Raw genomic sequence first — 17,791 nt, 5'->3', positions numbered from 1 at the left:
TTAATTTAAAAGATACCCACGTTTGTGGGCATAACTATGAGTGAAGAGATAAGAGAGCTAGAACCTAAAGTACTTTGGAATAAATTCGCAGATTTAAATGCTGTGCCGCGACCTTCAAAAAAAGAAGAACGTGTTATTAAATTTATGAAAGATTTTGGTAAGCGTTTAGGCTTAGAAACTATTGAAGATGCAGTTGGTAATGTAATTATAAGAAAGCCAGCAACTAAAGGTATGGAAGATCGTAAACCTGTAGTGATGCAATCGCATTTAGACATGGTTCATCAAAAGAATAATGATACCGATTTTAATTTTGATACTCAAGGTATTGAGATGTATGTAGAAGGCGATTGGGTGAAAGCCAAAGGAACTACGTTGGGAGCTGATAATGGTTTAGGTGTTGCTACAATAATGGCAATTCTAGAAAGTGAAACCATAGCACATCCTAGTTTAGAAGCTTTATTTACTATAGATGAGGAAACAGGTATGACAGGTGCAATGGGATTAAAAGGTGGTGTGTTACAAGGTGATATTCTTTTAAATTTAGATACCGAAGAGGATGACGAAATTGGAGTCGGTTGTGCTGGTGGTATTGATGTTACAGCAACGCGTACATATACCCAAGAGCCAATTACAAATGAAGGTGAGTCTGCCTTTAAAATTGAAGTTAAAGGCTTACAAGGTGGACACTCTGGGATGCAAATACATGAAGGTTTAGGTAATGCTAATAAAATTATGAACCGACTTCTATTTGCTGTTATTGAAGATTTAAAAATAGCTGAAATTGATGGTGGCAGTTTGCGAAATGCCATACCGAGAGAAAGTAATGCTATTGTTGTTTTTAGATCGGATAAAAAAGCACTTATTCTTAATCTTTTAGAGGCCTTGTCTAAGACTATTAAGAAAGAACTAAAGACTATGGAGCCAGAGTTACGGATTGTATTTGAGCAAACAGATATGCCAAAACATGTTATGCCAGCAAGCGTACAAGACGTAATTGTAAAAGCACTTTACGCAGCACACAATGGAGTGTATCGTATGAGTGCTGATATTGCAGATTTGGTAGAAACGTCTAATAACGTTGCTCGTGTTATTGTTAAAGATGGTGCTATAAAAATAGGGTGTTTAACCCGAAGCTCTGTAGAGTCGTCTAAAATGGACATGGCTAATACCCTAAAGGCAACTTTTGAACTTGCTGGTTGTACCGTAGAGTTTTCAGGTGATTATCCAGGTTGGACGCCAAATATGGACTCAGACATATTAAAAGTTATGGTGCCTATTTATGAGCGCTTAAATAATGGTGAAAAGCCTCATGTAGCAGCCTGCCATGCAGGTTTAGAATGTGGTATTCTTGGTCAAAATTACCCAGATATGGATATGATTAGTTTTGGTCCAAATATAAGAGGAGCCCACTCACCAGATGAACGGGCTCAGATTTCTTCTATACAGAAATATTGGGAGTTTGTTTTAGAGATTTTGAAGCACATTCCAAAGAAATGATAGATTATTTTACAAGGTCTATCTGATGCTCTAAGTATGATTATAGATCAAAAAAAGACCTACACGGTTGTTTAAACCTTGCAGGTCTGCTTATATGTAATATTTGCCTTTCTACTTCGTAGCGATACCAGTTAATTCAATATCAAAAACTAAGTTGCTTTTTGGTGGAATCACTGGTGGATTTCCACGATCTCCATAGCCTAAGTAGTAAGGTATAAATACTCTGGCTTTGTCTCCAATTTTCATATTTAACATAGCCTCTCTAAAACCTGCGACAAGGGTAGCAGTTTCGTTGTATGGCATTGCAAATGGGGCATAATAACCAGCATCGTCTTGTCTTTGATCGTATTTGCCATTTTTTTCAGCCACATCTTTCCAAGTGGTCCAAAATAAAGTGCCATCTTCAAAATAGCCAGCACAGTCTATATTTACACTTTGCGAAGCTTTTGGCTGCGTGCCATTACCTTCTTTGGTAAAGATCATAGCCATACCAGTTGGTGAATCTATACGTCTTCCATCTAAGGATTCGTTTTTCTTTAACCATGCGGCTTTAGCTTGTCTTGCCAAGTCTTCGGCTTTCTTTTGGTCTTCTTCTCTCATGCTTTTAAAAGTCTCTTCAACCTTAGGCATTTCTTCTTCAAATACTTTTGGTGCGTCAAAGAATTTAGCATCTTTTCCTTTACGGATTATGTTAACTTTAGTAATTAAAACATCGTCTACAGGTTTATTTCGTCCTTCTACTTTTACGTTAGAAATAGAATCTTGAATCTCTAGCCCTTCAACGAGCTCACCAAAAACCGAGTGACAGCTTACTCCTCTTTGATCACAGGGTTTAAGACTACCGCTGTCATCATAGAAATTACCTCTTGGGTAAGGTCTCTCAGTAATAAAAAATTGACTGCCGTTGGTGTTTATTCCACCACTATTAGCCATAGATAAAATACCTGGTTTGTCGTGTTTTAGCTCTGCGCTAAAATCTGCTGCAAATCTGTAACCAGGTGTTCCTCGGCCATCTCCTAAGGGATCTCCACCTTGTATCATAAAATTATTCATGACACGATGAAAGGTTAGACCATCATAAAATGGTTTACCTTTATATTGCTCTTCTGCCATAGGATGATTGCCTTCAGCTAGAGCTACAAAATTTGCTACGGTTACAGGGACTTTGTCATAATGTAATTTAGCAATCATAGTACCTTTAGTAGTTACTATTTCTGCATAAAGCCCATCCTCTAAATTTGGATGGTTTTCTTGGCATGAGATATTTACTAATACTAATAATACAACGAGGGCTGTAAGTGTTTTTTTAATCATTTTCTTGAGTTATTGTATTTAAGGTTACGTCACAAATTAGAGGAACATTTGTTCCTATTTTTTTATCATCACCATAGTAGCCATAGGCTTTTTGTGATGGGAAAATAAAGGTTATTTGATCTCCAGGATTCATTAGTTTTAAGCCTTCTCTAAGACCTGTAAACAATTCTTGTTTGTCCATTATATAGGTTCTCTGAGTGCTGCTGTAGATTTCTGTACCGTTGAGGTCTGAGATATTGTACTTAAAATTAACAACATCTCCAAAACCTGCAAATACGGATTGGTTATCGCTTTTTACAGTATAATAATACCAAAATCCACTTTTAGAAGCGATATAATCTATGTCTGGATTGGTTTTTATAATAGCTTTAATACGTTGTTGTTCTTCTTCATTCAATTTTTTGTTACGCGCTGCAGATTCTTTTAAGAAAGAACCAGAATGCGCTGATTCTGGAATTCTGGCCTCTGGCGATTTGCAGTTGAAGCAAACGAACGAAATTGCGAATAATAATAGTAGGTTCCTCATTTTGAATAATCTAATGTGTTGGGGACAATTCATTTTTATACGTTGGTAATATACTAATAAATTTATCAACTGTAGATTTTAAATCCTCGTGACTGCGTCCTCCAGCTGCATTGGTGTGGCCACCGCCATTAAAATGAGCTCTAGAAAATTCGTTGACTGAAAATTCACCTTTACTTCGAAGTGATATCTTTATAAGGCCCTCATGCTTACTTTCAATAAAAATAGCAGCAAATACAATACCGTTTAGTGATAAGCCATAATTAACAAAACCCTCAGTATCTCCTTTATTAAAATTATATGCGTCTAGTTCTGCTTGAGATAACGTTATGTAGGCTGTTGATAATTCTGGGATAACCTTAAGGTTTTGCAGTGCTTTGCCCAAAAGTTGTAGTCGGCTATAGCTGTTACAATCTAATACGTTATTATGAATTTCAGCATTGTTGGCACCTTTAGATATAAGTTGGCTAACCACATTATGGGTTCTACTTGTGGTTGATTGAAAACGAAAAGAGCCTGTATCGGTCATAATCCCTGTATAAAGGCACGTGGCTATTTTTGTATCTATCTTATTGCTGTCATCTAAAAGCTCTATAAAATTAAACACCATTTCGCAGGTAGAAGACATGCTTACATCAGAGTACATGTATTTGGCATAATCATCGGGTTGTTGATGATGGTCTATCATAATCTTAGTTGCGGATGCGATCTTTAAGTGTTCACCCATTTCTCCCGAACGGTGTAATGCATTAAAATCTAGCGTAAATATTAGGTCCGCATTTTCTATTAATGCGATGCTTTCTGTTTGTATATTTTCAAAGATTAAGACCTCGTCATTGCCAGGTAACCATTTTAAAAATTTTGGGTAATCATTGGGTGCTATAACCGTAATATTGTGATTGTAAGTTTTTAAATAATGATATAGACCTAATGTTGAACCCATAGCATCTCCGTCTGGATTTTTATGTGGGACTACCACAATGTTTTTAGGTGTGTTTAGTAATTCTTTTAATGCTTTTATTTCTGTCTTAATCATAGGAAGCGAATTTACGATTTTTAGAGATTTGTAAAAACGTTTTAATATGATTTTAAGAAGCTTGTTATTATTGCCTTTTGAATTCGCTAAAGATCAACTACGGAACAAAACTATTTACCAGTTAAATTGCGGATTCTATCTCAAATGTGGAATGACAAAAAAAGCACTTGATAAATTAAAGAAATGCATTACTTTTGCACCTCAATTAAATAAATATACATGGCAACTAACAGAACATTTACAATGTTAAAGCCAGATGCTGTTGAAAAAGGACACATTGGCGCAATTATAGAAAAAATTACTGCTTCGGGTTTTAGAATCGTAGCGATGAAGTTAACGCAAATGACTACTGCTAATGCTGAAGAATTTTACGGTATACACAAAGAACGTCCATTTTTTGGTGAGTTGGTAGAATACATGACACGTGGACCTATTGTTGCAGCAGTTTTAGAAAAAGAAAACGCAGTTGAAGATTTTAGAACATTGATTGGAGCTACTAATCCTGCTGATGCTGCGGAAGGTACTATACGTAAAATGTTTGCAGATTCTATTAGCGAAAATGCAGTACACGGTAGTGATAGTGATGCTAATGCTGCTATTGAAAGTGCGTTCCATTTTTCTGGTAGAGAGATGTTTTAGATAAGATCCTATTTTGGAGTTTTTGATAAAAAAGGGAAGAACTTAATTAAAGTTCTTCCCTTTTTTAGGCATTTTTAAAATAGCGGAAAGCATTTAATTTGGTGTTTTTTTCACCTTTTTAGGTCATTTAAACAATGGCTATTTGCAGTAGCTTGAGATCACGGATTTTTCTGTACCCATCATTTCGGCAATAGTGCGTGGTTAACTCGTTCATAGTAATTTGTTTTATTTTTTTGTTGAAACGGGAGTGGATGTATAGTTGTAACCAATAAAGCGCAGGAGCCTTTATATAGTCGGTAAAACGGCTTTGATTTTCTGTTTTGAAGCTTCATTTTTATGAGTTAAGCCTTTTTTACGTTCATATTCAAAAATGGCTTCTAAAGACCTTACAGACTTAAAATAACTGCTCGTTGTTTTATCTGTAGCTCCCCAGACTATAGGTAGTCTTGGTTGATCTAATAAATATTTAAAATCGCAAAGCGCAAACTGATAATCGTAGGATGAAAAAAGTTAGGCGGTAAATGGTAGGTTTTACCATCTTCCGTTTCCCCTTCTATTTGATAAGTGTAGGATAGTGACATGTCGTGCCATATTAATCTTCCTGCTGAGGTCCATAAAGATCCAAATCCTATTAAAAATATCTTGTATATGCTTTTTCTTTTGATATACTAACGTAAGTACGGTTATTAGTAATAGTATCCACATCCAAAAGCAAATGCCTGAGTACAAGAAAATACCAAGGTGCATAATTATTTCGTAAAATAGTATAAACCTTAGGTACTTTAGATGAAAAAACGCAAACAGTATACCGCACTTTACCTTAATAGCAAATATGCGAGGTGGTGTGTTAAAAGCATCTAAAAACTTTATAAATTTTAATAATGAAGAATCATTTAAAAAAGAAAGTCATCCGTTTGAGTATTTGTTTGGTAGACATTTATTTATGATGTGGTTTAAAGTAAGCTTACCATCAATAATTGCTTTTGCTGTTATGGCATCTAAAAACGTTTTGCTTACCGAAGTAATTGCATAAAGTGTGGCATCTGTTGGCGGATTATTTTTACCAGGATTTTTATCTCTATAGTGAAAAAAATAGCTACTGTGCTTCATAACTATGACTACAGAAACAGAGTGTATTCGATCATCGTCTAAGAATTTTCAACAATAGCAGATGGCGCAATATCCTTGTTTATAATGGTTTGGCAACTACTGAAGATTACCAAAGAACAGCATAGAAATAAAACAAATTTATATTTTGATAGCTTATGGTTTTAAACAATTAATAATGGTTGTAATCATTTTACTTATGGTTTGTTTAAACATAATTAAGAACACAAAACAATTTAGCTTACTCTTTCTTCCGTTTGGCCACAAACGTTCCGTTAGGTTGTATAAATTTCACCTCATTAAATTCGCCATTGGTCTCCATAAATTCTACTTTGTAACCCTCTAATACTTTAAGGTTATATTTATGCTCAGCAGTGGCTACAAGCTCATATTCTGGCTGGCCGGGTACAAAGGCGTAAAGCACATTTTCTTCTTTAATATAGATTTTAATTTCAGTTCCGTAGAGTTCATATTTACCAATATATTTCTCTAAAATTTCTTGGTCTACATCAATGGTATTGGGTGTACGCTTAAATTTAATAGCCTCCGTCATTGGTTCAATATTGGTTTTAAGATAATCAATATCACCAGCTATGTTAGTGGTAAAAGTTACTTTTAAGGATTTACCTATTTGTGTGGTATCTGGCTTATTTTTGGAATAATCAATTAACTCAAAAGTATCATAGTGAAAATGGTTAAAATAACTTTTCTCGCCATCAAGAGTTGCGAACAGACTGTCGTTTTTTAAAACTATTTCAAATTTACCGTAACCTTTATTCTCGTATTTGCCTGTGTATTCTATTTTAGAGTGTGACGGTCTGGTATTTTTCACATTAGATAATTCGGAATCTTCGTTGACCTTTTCTTGAGTCTCTAGTGCCGCTTCCATATCTTCTTTATGGTTTTTTGCCCATTCTGTTTTATCTAGTTTGAGTATATGGTCTGCAGCAATATTTCTTATTAATCGTGGTAGGGCAGATCCGTTTTGGTTAGTAAGTACTACAATACCTACTTTGTCTGTTGGGTAAAATGCAACACTTGCGGTAAATCCGTCAATATTACCTCCGTGCTCAACCATATAATGGCCTTTATAAGAATGTAAAAACCAGCCATAGCCATAATTAGCATAGTGTACATTAGGTAATTCTTCGTTTGGTAAACCAGCAGCAACTACCATTTGAGAGCTTATGGCTTCTTTTATATAATCTTCTGGTATAATTTGTTCCTCTCCAAATTTGCCATTATTGATCCAAAGCTTAAGCCATTTAGCCATGTTATTAGCACTACTATTAATACTGCCTGCTGGTGACATACCTGCAATGTCGTAAGAGTCCATTTTTTTAAGGGCTCTATTTTCGTCTAAAGAATAGCCAAAAGCCGCATTTGTGCTACTTTTAAGGCCCTCTATTGTTGTTTTAGAACGGTTCATACCTAAAGGTTTAAAGAATTTATCTTCAATATTCTTTTCCCATGTTTTGCCAGTTATTTTCTCGGTAATGACACCTTGTAATAAAAATCCAAAGTTATTGTAGTACCATTGTTGTCTTACACCTGTAAAAGGCTCTTGGTATTGTATGCGAGCTACTAAAGAATCTTTATTTTGACTTGGGAAAAAATACCAAGCACCATCGTGTCTTGGCAAGCCTGTACTATGTCGCATCAAGTCCTTAATAATAACAGTATTGTTCATTTCATTATTATAAAATCTTAGTTTAGGTACATGTTTTAAAGGACTATCGTTAAAAGATAGTTTGTCATCAGCTCTTAAAACACCTAGTAAAGCAGAGGTAAAAGCTTTTGTTGATGAGCCAATGGCATAAAGCGTATTAGCATCTGCGGTAATCTTATTTTCATAATTAGCATACCCAAAGCCTTTGGCATATACAACCTTATCGCCTTCAACAATAGCAATGGCAAAACTGGGTGCTTTTGTAGTTTCTAAAACGGAATTAAAATGTTTTTCAATGCCTTTAAGACGTTTGTCTGTTTGAGCAAAAGAAAAAAAGGCAAATACGATAAGCGCAATGTTTAAAAGATTAGTATTCATTTTGGCTGGTTTAAAATGGATTAATGCTTTATAAGTAGTAAAACAATAAACTAAGTTACGTCTTTTTAATGATCATTTTTCTAATATTACAATTCGTCAGTAGAAAATGACAATTCAGTATTAAGTATTTTAATAATCTAAAATTGTAAAAGATATTTGTAGTGTAATAAAAAATTAATCAAATCATGAATATACTAACAAAAATTAGTGTTTTATTTTTTCTTGCTGCTATGGTATTGCAAGGCGAGGCTCAAGAGGTATATGAATTAACGGTAACCATTAAAGATGCAGATACTAATAAAGGTAAAATGTTTATTGCAGTTTATAATGCCGAAAAAAACTTTTTAAGCCAATCTTTTGAAGGTGCTAAAAGTGAAATTGCTAATAAAGGGTGCACCGTAACTTTTAAGGATTTACCAAAAGGCAATTATGCAGTGTCTATTTTTCATGACGAAAATGATAACGGTAAAATGGATACTAATTTTCTTGGCATACCTAAAGAAGATTATGGGTGCTCTAATGATGCTACTGGCTTTATGGGACCACCAAAATGGAATGATGCAAAATTTCAGTTAAAAGAACACAAAACACTAACAATTACATTATAATATTTAAAAAGATGAAAAATGTATTACTAATTGCTTTGTTTATAGTTGTAGCAACTATGCAAGGGCAAACTAATTTTGAAAAAGGTATGACCAAAGCTTTTAATCTTTGGGAAGCCGATAAATGGGATGAAGCCGAAAATATGTTTGAGCGTATAGCAAAAGCCGAAGAAAACCAATGGCTACCAAGTTATTATATTGCTCAAATAAACAGTTTAAAAAGCTGGAACGAGAAAGACCAAACCGTTTTAAAAGCGCAGTTAGAAAAAGCACAAGCGCATTTAGATATTGCTATGGCAAAGAGCGAAAACAATGCTGAGCTTATCATTATGCAGGCGCAAGTTTATACCAATTGGGTAGCTTTTGATGGAATGACCTATGGTATGAAGTATGCCGCTAAGATTGCAGAGCTTTATGAAAAAGCATCAGCGTTAGAACCTAATAATCCCAGAGCCGAATTCTGTAAGACAGAGTGGGCCATGGGTAGTGCAAAGTATTTTGGTAAAGATACCACACCGTTTTGCAAACAATTAGAAACTGCATTAGAACTTTTTGATACCTTTAAACCAAAGAGTGAGTTTCATCCTAATTGGGGAAAGGAGCGTGCTAAACAAGCCGTAGAATCTTGTAAATAATTTAAAAAATGAAAAAACTAACTAAAAATATACTTGTTGCCTTTTTTATAGGAGTTACGCTATTTGTTTTAGACAGTTCGTTTAACGGAGGTTTTAAGTACGATAGTTTTAACCAAGGATTAGTTAGTTTTTTAAATTATCAATTATATTCCTTTGTGATTAGTTTGTCTAATTTTTGGTTTTTCGATTTTTTAGACACGCGCACTTGGAAAGAGCGACAAGAACTAAAAAGAGTAATTGTAGGTTTTGTGGGTTCCGTTGTCATTACTCTAATATGTATGTTTCTTTTAAATATGCTAGTTAAAACTACTTTAGAAGGAAAGACAATTACAGAGTTTATTAAGAATGAAAATATTGCGAATTATCAATTTGCGCTGTGGATTACAATTTCCGTTGTTGCAGTCGCTCAAATCATTTATTTCTATAATAGAGCGCAGAAAAATAAGATAAAAGAACAAAAAGTTATTGCAGGTGCGGCAAGCGCAAAGTTTGATGCATTAAAAAACCAGTTAGATCCTCATTTTCTCTTCAATAGTTTAAATGTATTAACAAGTCTAATTGAAGAAAACCCTAATAGTGCACAAAAGTTTACAACGTCTTTATCTAAGGTATATCGTTATGTGCTTGAGCAAAAGAGTAAAGAACTTATAACGGTAGACGAAGAGCTCAATTTTGCAAGAACCTACATGTTACTTTTAAAAATGCGCTTTGAGGATAGTATTATTTTTGAGATTCCTGATAAAGCTTCAAATCCAGAAGCCAAGGTAGTGCCATTGTCTTTGCAGCTTTTACTAGAAAACGCAGTTAAGCATAATACAGTAACCTCTAGTCGGCCTTTACATATTAAAATATATGAAGATGGAAATCATTTAGTAGTGATGAATAACCTTCAACCCAAACAAATAGTAAAGAAAAGTAGTGGTGTAGGCTTAGAGAATATAAAACAACGCTATAATCTGCTTACAGAACGAAAAGTGTACATAAATGAAAGCGATAAGGATTTTGCAGTAGCAATTCCTATGCTTACAAAACAAGTGTCAATTATGAGATCATTACAAAAATCATCTTCGCGTCTTAATGATGATTATATGAGAGCACGTAATCGTGTAGAGGAATTAAAGGCGTTTTATTATAGTTTAATATCTTACTGTTTAGTTATTCCTTTTTTAATATTTATTTGGTATCAATACTCCAGGTACACCATACAATGGTTTTGGTTTCCGATTTTAGGTTGGGGCTTAAGTTTAGTTATACAAGCCTATCGTGTTTTTGTAGATAATGGTGCCTTTGGTATCAATTGGGAAAAGAAAAAAATCGAAGAATATATGCGTAGAGATGAAGAACGTAATCGTTATAATTAATAAGAGTTAATATGGAAACTAAAAAATTTAATTTAAAATATATAAGAGCAAAAAATAAAGTAGAAAAAGAAAAAGGCTTCTACTCGCATTTAATAATATATGTACTTGTAAATACGGTTATTACTATAATTAAGGTATGGGGTAATGTTGAAAATTGGTCAACCTTCACTGATAAATTAACAAGTATAGATGTACTAAGCTCATGGACAATTTGGGGAGTCTTTTTAATATTACATTTTTTAACCTTTAAATATGGGCAAGATTGGGAAGAGCGAAAAATTAAAGAATATATGAACAAAGAATTATCAAACAACTCAAAATAGACGTCTATGGAAAAGTATAGTATAGAACCTTATAAGAATAATGAGGAGGTTTCAGATTTTAGAAAAGAAGAAGCCTACAGGCGTGCAAAAAAGAAAGTGAATGCACTAATTGGTTTTTATTGGCATTTTGCAGTTTATGTGGTTGTAAATGTTTTTCTCATTATTATAATTGGAGTTAATGCTGGTTTTCAAGGTTTTGGACCTTATGCTACCGCCACATTTTGGGGCATAGGTCTACTGTTTCATTTCTTAGGTGTTTTTGGCACAGATGTCTTTTTTGGTAAGGATTGGGAAAAGCGAAAAGTTGAAGAATTTATGGATAAGGAACGCCAAAACTGGGAGTAGTTTGTGATAGAATTTAGACGATAGATTTAAGACGTTAGATGATAGACTTAAGACGTTAGATAATAGATAATAGACTATTGAAGATCGTTAATTATTAGACTTATCTGTAAAATTGAATAAAATAAAAAAATAGGCTAACCAAAATATTAAGAGGATTTATGAATGTTATTATAATTGAAGACGAAAAACCATCAGCAAGACGACTGCAGCGCATGCTAAAAGCAATAGATGTTAATGCAGAAACGATGTTACATTCGGTTGAAGAATCTATAAATTGGTTTCAAAATAACGAACATCCAGGTTTAATTTTTTTGGACATACAGTTAAGTGACGGATTATCTTTCGAAATCTTTGAAGCTATTGAGATTAAGTCTGCTGTAATATTTACAACGGCTTATGATGAGTATGCACTACAGGCTTTTAAATTAAACAGTATAGATTATTTATTAAAGCCCATAGATGAAGATGATTTAAAAATAGCAGTAGAAAAATTTAAGGTAAGAACACCAAAAAAACAATCGGTAACTTTAGATTTTAATGATATAAAAAAACTATTAGTAAACCCCATTGAGCGCGAGTATAAAAAGCGCTTTTCAGTAAAAGTAGGGCAGCATCTAAAGTTGGTTAATATTGAAGATATAGAATGTATTTACAGTGAAAATAAAGGAACTTATGCACATACGGTTGAGGGTAGAAATTATCTTTTAGATATGACCTTAGATCAACTCGAAGAAGAACTAGAACCTCATGTCTTTTTTAGGGTAAGCAGAAAATTCTATGTCAATATAAATGCCATAAAAGATATTATAAGTTACACTAATTCTAGACTTCAAATTAAGTTAAAACATTACAAAGAGCAAGACGTTATTGTCGCTAGAGAACGTGTAAAGGATTTTAAAAATTGGTTAGAATAATTATGGTGTATTTCTAAAACACCAGTATTGTATTATTTATCTTCAATACGGTTATCATCAAAAGCAGAAGGCAATAACTTTGGAATAAACTTTACAAATAAAGGCAATAATAGCATACCGCCAGGTAGCATAAAAATAGCTAAACTTGGTATAGATTTAAAAATATCTAAGAGTTGTGATTGAATTTTTTTCTGTTCTTCTTCGGTAAGATTACGTTGGGTAGATTCGGCTAAGAGCGCCATGGCTTCTTTGCTTTCAGATAATTCTATTATCAGTCGCTTACTATTTCTAGTAATTAACTTAGAGACCACTTTACTACTATTATCATAAAAACTCTGCGCAAGATTTTTGGATTGTAAAAAAGCAACTTGATCTTTGTAAGCGTCGTAAAATACATTAATATCATCAACAGATTTTATAATATTTTCATGCTTTAGAGCTAGGTCTTTTTTAAGTTGGTTTAAAAAGTCGCGTTCTTCGTTATCAATAACCTTATCACTCCAAGATGCCATACATACTAAATCTATAATGTATAGTTTTTCTAAAGGTTGACGAATAAATTTTACAGCATTCTTATATGTTGGTAATTCTGAATTTTTTTGACGAACAGATTCACTAAACAAGCGCAAAAGGTTGTGGTCATATTCTGTTTTTTCAGATTTTGTATCAATGACGGAAAACACAATAGTTTCTAAAGCAGACTCCAAATCGTTTACGTAAGCTTTAATATTTGTTTCGTACTTTAAAAATTGCTGAAAGCCCAAAATATCGACAAACAATAACGCATTTATAAGAAAATAACTGAAGTTTTTCGAAATAAAATTATCGTCTATATGAATGCGCTTGTGTATCATTTTTTCTAGCAGACTCTCTGGTGATTTATCACCAAAAAGTTCTTCAAAAAACGAACGCTTTTGGTTACTTATAGCTTTATAGTAACGTATAAGATGATCTGTGAAATCCACAGTCGTATTTTCCTTTTTATAAATAAAATTAAAAGAGAGCAGTAAATTAATTTTACAGCGTTCCTCTTGAGTAAAATTAAAGGGTTCAGCAATGTTAAAGATTAATTTAACGTTGCTACCATAGATAAATCCTGTTTGCTTTAATCTATTGTAAAACTCGGTCAAATCAATGTCAGAATAAGAAACGTCTGCAACTTCAACACGTAGTTTTTTTATCCAGCCGCTAGCTGATGGATTCATAGCAAAAAAATTAGTGATGTAAAGTTAATTTTAAATTCTAAAGAAGCCTAATTTTTTTGATTAACAAATATTTAACAAAACCTCCTTGTCCATTTTCTCGTATGCATAAAAGAGACAACAATAATTAACAAAATCTCAAATTATGAAAAAAACAAGAATTTTAATTGCAACAGCAATCTTAGGGGTTGCAACGTTTGTTGCTATCGCAGCCGATCATATTGATGCCCCTGCGGTTACTGGTGGTACAAGTGATATCACAGATTATTTTGCCTTTCAAGGTGAAAACACGTCTAACATTGCTTTTGTGGCTAGTGTGCAAGGATTGCTAATGCCAGGTGATACTGGTGCCGCAGCTTTTGACGAGGATGTAATTATTGAGTTTAATATCGATAATACAGGCGATAATGTAGAAGACTTGGTTATACAAGCTGTTGCCAGAGATGGGCAAATGTATATATTCGGTCCGGTAGTACCTTCTCAAACAGGCTTAAACAGTACTATTGCCACTGATGCTAACAACCAAGTAACTGTAGATATAACACCTTATGGACAAGATGCTATTGTAGCGTCTTCTAACGGAATTATGGCCTTTGCAGGTCCTAGAGACGATCCTTTCTTTATGGATTTTAACCGTTATGGAGCCATTATTGGTGGTACGGAAACTGAATTTGCAAATCCAGGGACAGATACTTTTGCGGGTACCAATGTGTTGTCTGTAGTTGTTGAGGTTCCTAAATCACTTATTGGTGGTTCTGGTACAATCAATACTTGGGTAGAATCTAAAAGAAAGCAATAATTACAATTTTTAATAATTTAAAATAAAAGATATGAAATTTAATAATATAAAAGCTATTGCGTTAGCAGTGTTAGTATCATTAACAGTATATAACTGTAGTGATGACGATGATAACGGAGGAGATGCAATGATGACAGGTCCAGATTTTTCTGGTACTTACGTACAACAAGATCAAATGGGAAGGCCAGCAATTAATACTGTTTTTGTTTCTGGTGCAATGAAAAATGCTTTCAATACTACAATACCGTCTAACCAAAGTGCTAGTTTCCAAGCCATGTTTCAAACTAATTTAGAAGCGTTAAGTCCGGCTTATGCTAACCCTGGTGATACAAACGCACTAGGTTTAGACTCAGCTACTTTTACAGGGCTATTAGCAACGGATGTATTAAACGTATCTCTAGACGGTACAACTACATTCTTTGATGGTGACCCTAATAATACTTTATCAGGTAGAGCTTTAACAGACGATGTTATTACGGTAGAATTAATATTAATCTTTGGAGGTGAGGAAGGACTTACTAACCCAGAATTTCCAGGATTATCAAATGATAATGTAGATGCTAATGATAAACCATTCTTATCATCATTTCCTTATCTAGCTACACCTTGGTAGGCTACTTAAATAAATAATACCCTGAGGTAGGGTAAGTAACTCTACTTCAGGTTTTATTAATCCTAATTTCAAAAACCATGAGACTTAATAACATACTTCCCTTAATTATTTTAGTTCTATTTTTTAGTTGCAATTCTAATGAGGTAACAGACAAAAAAGACTATACTAATTTTATCACAACAAAATTAGATATTACAGACCTATCTACGCAAACAGAAATACTTTCTAACAAGATTGAAGCCATTCCAAACCAGTTTACACAAATGGCAAAAAGAGCCAGTGTTTACACGAGATTGTTTAATGCAACGGGCGACATATCCTATTTAATAAAAGCTGAAAATGATTTAAAAGCTGCAATAGCTATAACAGGGAGAAAATTCCCGTCATTTCTTAAGGGTTTAGCCACCAATTATATTTCCCAACACCGTTTTATAGAAGCATTAGAATTATTGAAAGAGGCAGAGGCTAATGGCGAAAAGCTTAATGGCACAAAGAAAATGCTTTTTGATGTACATTTAGAGCTAGGTAATTATTTAGCGGCTGAGTCTTATTTAAATGATATTAGGAACACTTCAGATTTTGATTATCTCATTAGATTGGCAAAATGGGAAGATCATAAAGGTAATCTTGATGGTGCTATAGAACAAATGGAAAAAGCAACACGGATTGCAGAATCAATGAATTCTAAAAGCCTAAAACAATGGTCTTATACTAATTTGGCCGACTTTTATGGGCATGCAGGTGACCTAAAAAAATCGTATAATCATTATTTAAAGGCACTAGACTTAGATGCTAATAATGCTTATGCAAAAAAGGGTATAGCATGGATATTATATTCTTATGAAAACAAGCCAGATGAGGCGCTTCATATTTTAGATCATATTTCAACCTATTACTATGCACCAGATTACGATTTATTAAGAGCAGAGATAGCAGATTATACTAATAATACTGTATTAAAATCAAAAGCTTTAAATAACTATAAAAAAGCAGTAAGTAACCCGTCTTATGGTGATATGTACAATAAATACAATGTAATGCTATATACTGAAGATTTTGAATTAACAAACTTAGCCATAAAGATTGCTGAGAAAGAAGTTGCAAATAGACCTACACCTCAGTCTTATGACTTGCTGGCATGGAGTTATTTTAAAACTGGTGATATAAAGAAGGCAAATGCTATAGTTGAAACTTATGTTGATGGACAAACATCTGAGCCTGAAGTGCTGTATCACATAGCAGAAATATATAAGGCTGTTGGTAAAACAGATAAGATTTATGACTTAAAAACCGAACTTATTGCCAGTATATATGAATTAGGTCCGACTATGGCATCTAAAATTAAGCAATTATAAAACAAACAATAATAACCTTTTAGTTTCTTAGGCGCATTATAACTAAGTAAACAAAAGACTAATTATATAAATATTAACGATACTTAATTTGTGGGGAAGCAAATTAGGTTAAGTTGATTGGTTGCTAGCAAAAAGATGAATTCTAGTTTAAGCTAGATCTGGTTTAAAAACCAGTACAAATTATTTGGATTTTGAGATTTTTGTTAGTTAAACACCCAAGTTATAACTTGGGTGTTTTTTTAGATAACTATAGGTAAAGCTTACTGTTTTCCATTTCCCTCTGTGTTTAATAGAGGTCCTATTTAAATCAAAAAGGTATTCAGAGTAAAGAAATAAAAGCCTATTTATAAGGTATGTATTTTGTACTAGGCATTTTAAGTTTTATCATTACATACTCGTTTTTATGGTCGATTTTCGTTTTGAATAAATTTGAAAAACGCTGAACAAGTATTTAGTTCTTCTAAGTTTAATATATGGTGAACTTCACTAAAGTCTGAAAAATCTAATCCACCAGCTTTAATTGTTTTATTAAGATATCTATTTTGCACACCATTATAGGTATTAGCAAGCGTAGTGGCTAAGGTCCAAATTGAAAGTATTTCTTTATCATCTAAAATGTTTTCCCAATCAATAGGGTTAGACGTTGCATATCCTGGACTTCCGTTATTTGCTTTATTGCCGTCTGGTATTTTTTGATAATTACAATGCTTCTTTACGAATGCTAGATTTTCTGCTCTAGTCATTTGTTCATTCCAGTCGCTATGCTGAACTATGAAAACTCTGTTCTTTGTATTTAATTGGTTGGTATTATTCTGAATCTTTTTTACTAAACTAGCAGAAAAATCTGACTGACCTGCTTCTGCGATCCATATATTTCCGCCATTGTTGAGGGTTTTAATCGCTTTGTTATAAACCTCATTTATAGCATTTTCGTAGTTTGTATGTGCATCGCTCCAACGGTCATTAAATACCAGTTTAAATAATGAGTTCGCTGGAATATATTCCCCTTTTTGAATACCATAACTTCCTGCAACGGCATAATAATTTATTTTTGAATAATTTGGAAGTCTTACAAGCGATGCAAATGCAGCGATTGTATGAAGGTCATCCGCATCTGTTTTACAATCATAATTTAACAGTAAAAGATCTTTGTTATAAGCAAATTGGTGATGTTTAGATTCCTTTTTTATCTCATGTTTAATTCCGCAAGAATAGCATAGAAGTATTAAAAACGTAATAATTAATAATCTATTCATCTTTTACCTGCTTTGCTCAGTTTAAAATATTGTGCTTTTGAGCATTAAAGTTAGTAAATAATTATAAACTGATAATGCTTATGTAAGCTTCCCTTAAAACCGAACTGTTTAAAAGTATAAAAATAGTTTTAACTTTAAACAGTAATTATGAGAAGAAGTAAATTTTCACCGCAACAGATTGCAAAGATTTTAAAAGAGTTCGACAATGGTAAAAGTGTCG

General features: G+C 33.3%; 17 protein-coding genes and 1 pseudogene. 11 read left to right on the top strand and 7 right to left on the bottom strand.

Annotated elements, in window-relative coordinates; all coding sequences use genetic code 11:
• Positions 1-36: 36 nt before the first annotated feature.
• Positions 37-1,497, top strand: coding sequence for an aminoacyl-histidine dipeptidase (locus Q0800_RS02030; protein WP_299127159.1), 1,461 nt, complete (start codon positions 37-39; stop codon positions 1,495-1,497).
• A 111-nt stretch (positions 1,498-1,608) separates the two neighbouring features.
• On the opposite strand, the gene Q0800_RS02025 is transcribed toward Q0800_RS02030, so the two are convergent.
• Genes Q0800_RS02025 through Q0800_RS02015 form a run of 3 tightly spaced genes read right to left on the bottom strand, consistent with a single transcriptional unit; the run spans position 1,609 to position 4,370 of the window.
• Positions 1,609-2,811 carry a peptidylprolyl isomerase gene (locus Q0800_RS02025; protein WP_299127158.1) on the bottom strand — a complete coding sequence of 401 codons (1,203 nt, stop codon included), beginning with the start codon at positions 2,809-2,811 and terminating at the stop codon, positions 1,609-1,611.
• A complete protein-coding gene (gldI, locus tag Q0800_RS02020) occupies positions 2,804-3,337 on the bottom strand; it encodes a gliding motility-associated peptidyl-prolyl isomerase GldI (protein WP_299127157.1) in 534 nt (177 codons plus the stop codon). The genes Q0800_RS02025 and gldI overlap by 8 nt, the downstream gene beginning before the upstream one ends.
• A 10-nt stretch (positions 3,338-3,347) precedes the next feature.
• Positions 3,348-4,370 (bottom strand): bifunctional oligoribonuclease/PAP phosphatase NrnA, encoded by a 1,023-nt coding sequence (locus tag Q0800_RS02015; RefSeq protein WP_299127156.1) that lies wholly within the window; start codon positions 4,368-4,370, stop codon positions 3,348-3,350.
• A gap of 219 nt (positions 4,371-4,589) precedes the next feature.
• Here Q0800_RS02015 and Q0800_RS02010 point away from each other — a divergent pair, with 219 nt between their 5' ends.
• Positions 4,590-5,009 carry a nucleoside-diphosphate kinase gene (locus tag Q0800_RS02010; protein WP_299127155.1) on the top strand — a complete coding sequence of 140 codons (420 nt, stop codon included), beginning with the start codon at positions 4,590-4,592 and terminating at the stop codon, positions 5,007-5,009.
• Between the two features lie 906 nt (positions 5,010-5,915).
• On the opposite strand, the pseudogene Q0800_RS02005 reads toward Q0800_RS02010, so the two are convergent.
• Positions 5,916-6,152, bottom strand: a pseudogene (locus Q0800_RS02005) (serine hydrolase); the annotation flags it as partial.
• 205 nt (positions 6,153-6,357) lie between these two features.
• Complete coding sequence (locus Q0800_RS02000) at positions 6,358-8,163, bottom strand: serine hydrolase (RefSeq protein WP_299127154.1); 1,806 nt, start codon at positions 8,161-8,163, stop codon at positions 6,358-6,360.
• 185 nt (positions 8,164-8,348) lie between these two features.
• Here Q0800_RS02000 and Q0800_RS01995 point away from each other — a divergent pair, with 185 nt between their 5' ends.
• The 6 genes from Q0800_RS01995 to Q0800_RS01970 all read left to right on the top strand — a co-directional run bounded on the left by Q0800_RS01995 (position 8,349) and on the right by Q0800_RS01970 (position 12,346).
• Complete coding sequence (locus Q0800_RS01995; RefSeq protein ID WP_299127153.1) at positions 8,349-8,771, top strand: DUF2141 domain-containing protein; 423 nt, start codon at positions 8,349-8,351, stop codon at positions 8,769-8,771.
• An 11-nt stretch (positions 8,772-8,782) separates the two neighbouring features.
• On the top strand, positions 8,783-9,403 hold the full coding sequence (locus Q0800_RS01990; RefSeq protein ID WP_299127152.1) for a hypothetical protein: 621 nt from the start codon (positions 8,783-8,785) through the stop codon (positions 9,401-9,403).
• Between the two features lie 8 nt (positions 9,404-9,411).
• Entirely contained in the window at positions 9,412-10,764 is a 1,353-nt protein-coding gene (locus Q0800_RS01985) for a histidine kinase (protein WP_299127150.1), read from the top strand.
• A gap of 11 nt (positions 10,765-10,775) precedes the next feature.
• A complete protein-coding gene (locus Q0800_RS01980) occupies positions 10,776-11,087 on the top strand; it encodes a 2TM domain-containing protein (RefSeq protein ID WP_299127149.1) in 312 nt (103 codons plus the stop codon).
• A gap of 6 nt (positions 11,088-11,093) precedes the next feature.
• Complete coding sequence (locus tag Q0800_RS01975; RefSeq protein ID WP_299127147.1) at positions 11,094-11,432, top strand: 2TM domain-containing protein; 339 nt, start codon at positions 11,094-11,096, stop codon at positions 11,430-11,432.
• Between the two features lie 158 nt (positions 11,433-11,590).
• A complete protein-coding gene (locus tag Q0800_RS01970) occupies positions 11,591-12,346 on the top strand; it encodes a LytTR family DNA-binding domain-containing protein (RefSeq protein ID WP_299127146.1) in 756 nt (251 codons plus the stop codon).
• 32 nt (positions 12,347-12,378) lie between these two features.
• On the opposite strand, the gene Q0800_RS01965 is transcribed toward Q0800_RS01970, so the two are convergent.
• Complete coding sequence (locus Q0800_RS01965) at positions 12,379-13,551, bottom strand: LETM1-related biofilm-associated protein (RefSeq protein ID WP_299127144.1); 1,173 nt, start codon at positions 13,549-13,551, stop codon at positions 12,379-12,381.
• Positions 13,552-13,693: 142 nt separating this feature from the next.
• Here Q0800_RS01965 and Q0800_RS01960 point away from each other — a divergent pair, with 142 nt between their 5' ends.
• From Q0800_RS01960 to Q0800_RS01950, 3 genes are all read left to right on the top strand, one after another.
• On the top strand, positions 13,694-14,347 hold the full coding sequence (locus Q0800_RS01960) for a DUF4331 family protein (protein ID WP_299127143.1): 654 nt from the start codon (positions 13,694-13,696) through the stop codon (positions 14,345-14,347).
• A 31-nt stretch (positions 14,348-14,378) separates the two neighbouring features.
• Positions 14,379-14,960, top strand: a complete 582-nt coding sequence (locus tag Q0800_RS01955; protein WP_299127142.1) for a DUF4331 family protein — start codon at positions 14,379-14,381, stop codon at positions 14,958-14,960.
• 77 nt (positions 14,961-15,037) lie between these two features.
• Entirely contained in the window at positions 15,038-16,315 is a 1,278-nt protein-coding gene (locus Q0800_RS01950; RefSeq protein WP_299127140.1) for a cell surface protein, read from the top strand.
• Positions 16,316-16,716: 401 nt separating this feature from the next.
• On the opposite strand, the gene Q0800_RS01945 is transcribed toward Q0800_RS01950, so the two are convergent.
• A complete protein-coding gene (locus tag Q0800_RS01945) occupies positions 16,717-17,571 on the bottom strand; it encodes a hypothetical protein (RefSeq protein WP_299127139.1) in 855 nt (284 codons plus the stop codon).
• Positions 17,572-17,791 lie beyond the last annotated feature (220 nt).

The sequence above is a fragment of the uncultured Winogradskyella sp. genome (genome assembly GCF_937958655.1).
Classification (GTDB): Bacteria; Bacteroidota; Bacteroidia; order Flavobacteriales; family Flavobacteriaceae; genus Winogradskyella.
This window is presented reverse-complemented; position numbering and strand designations above follow the sequence as displayed.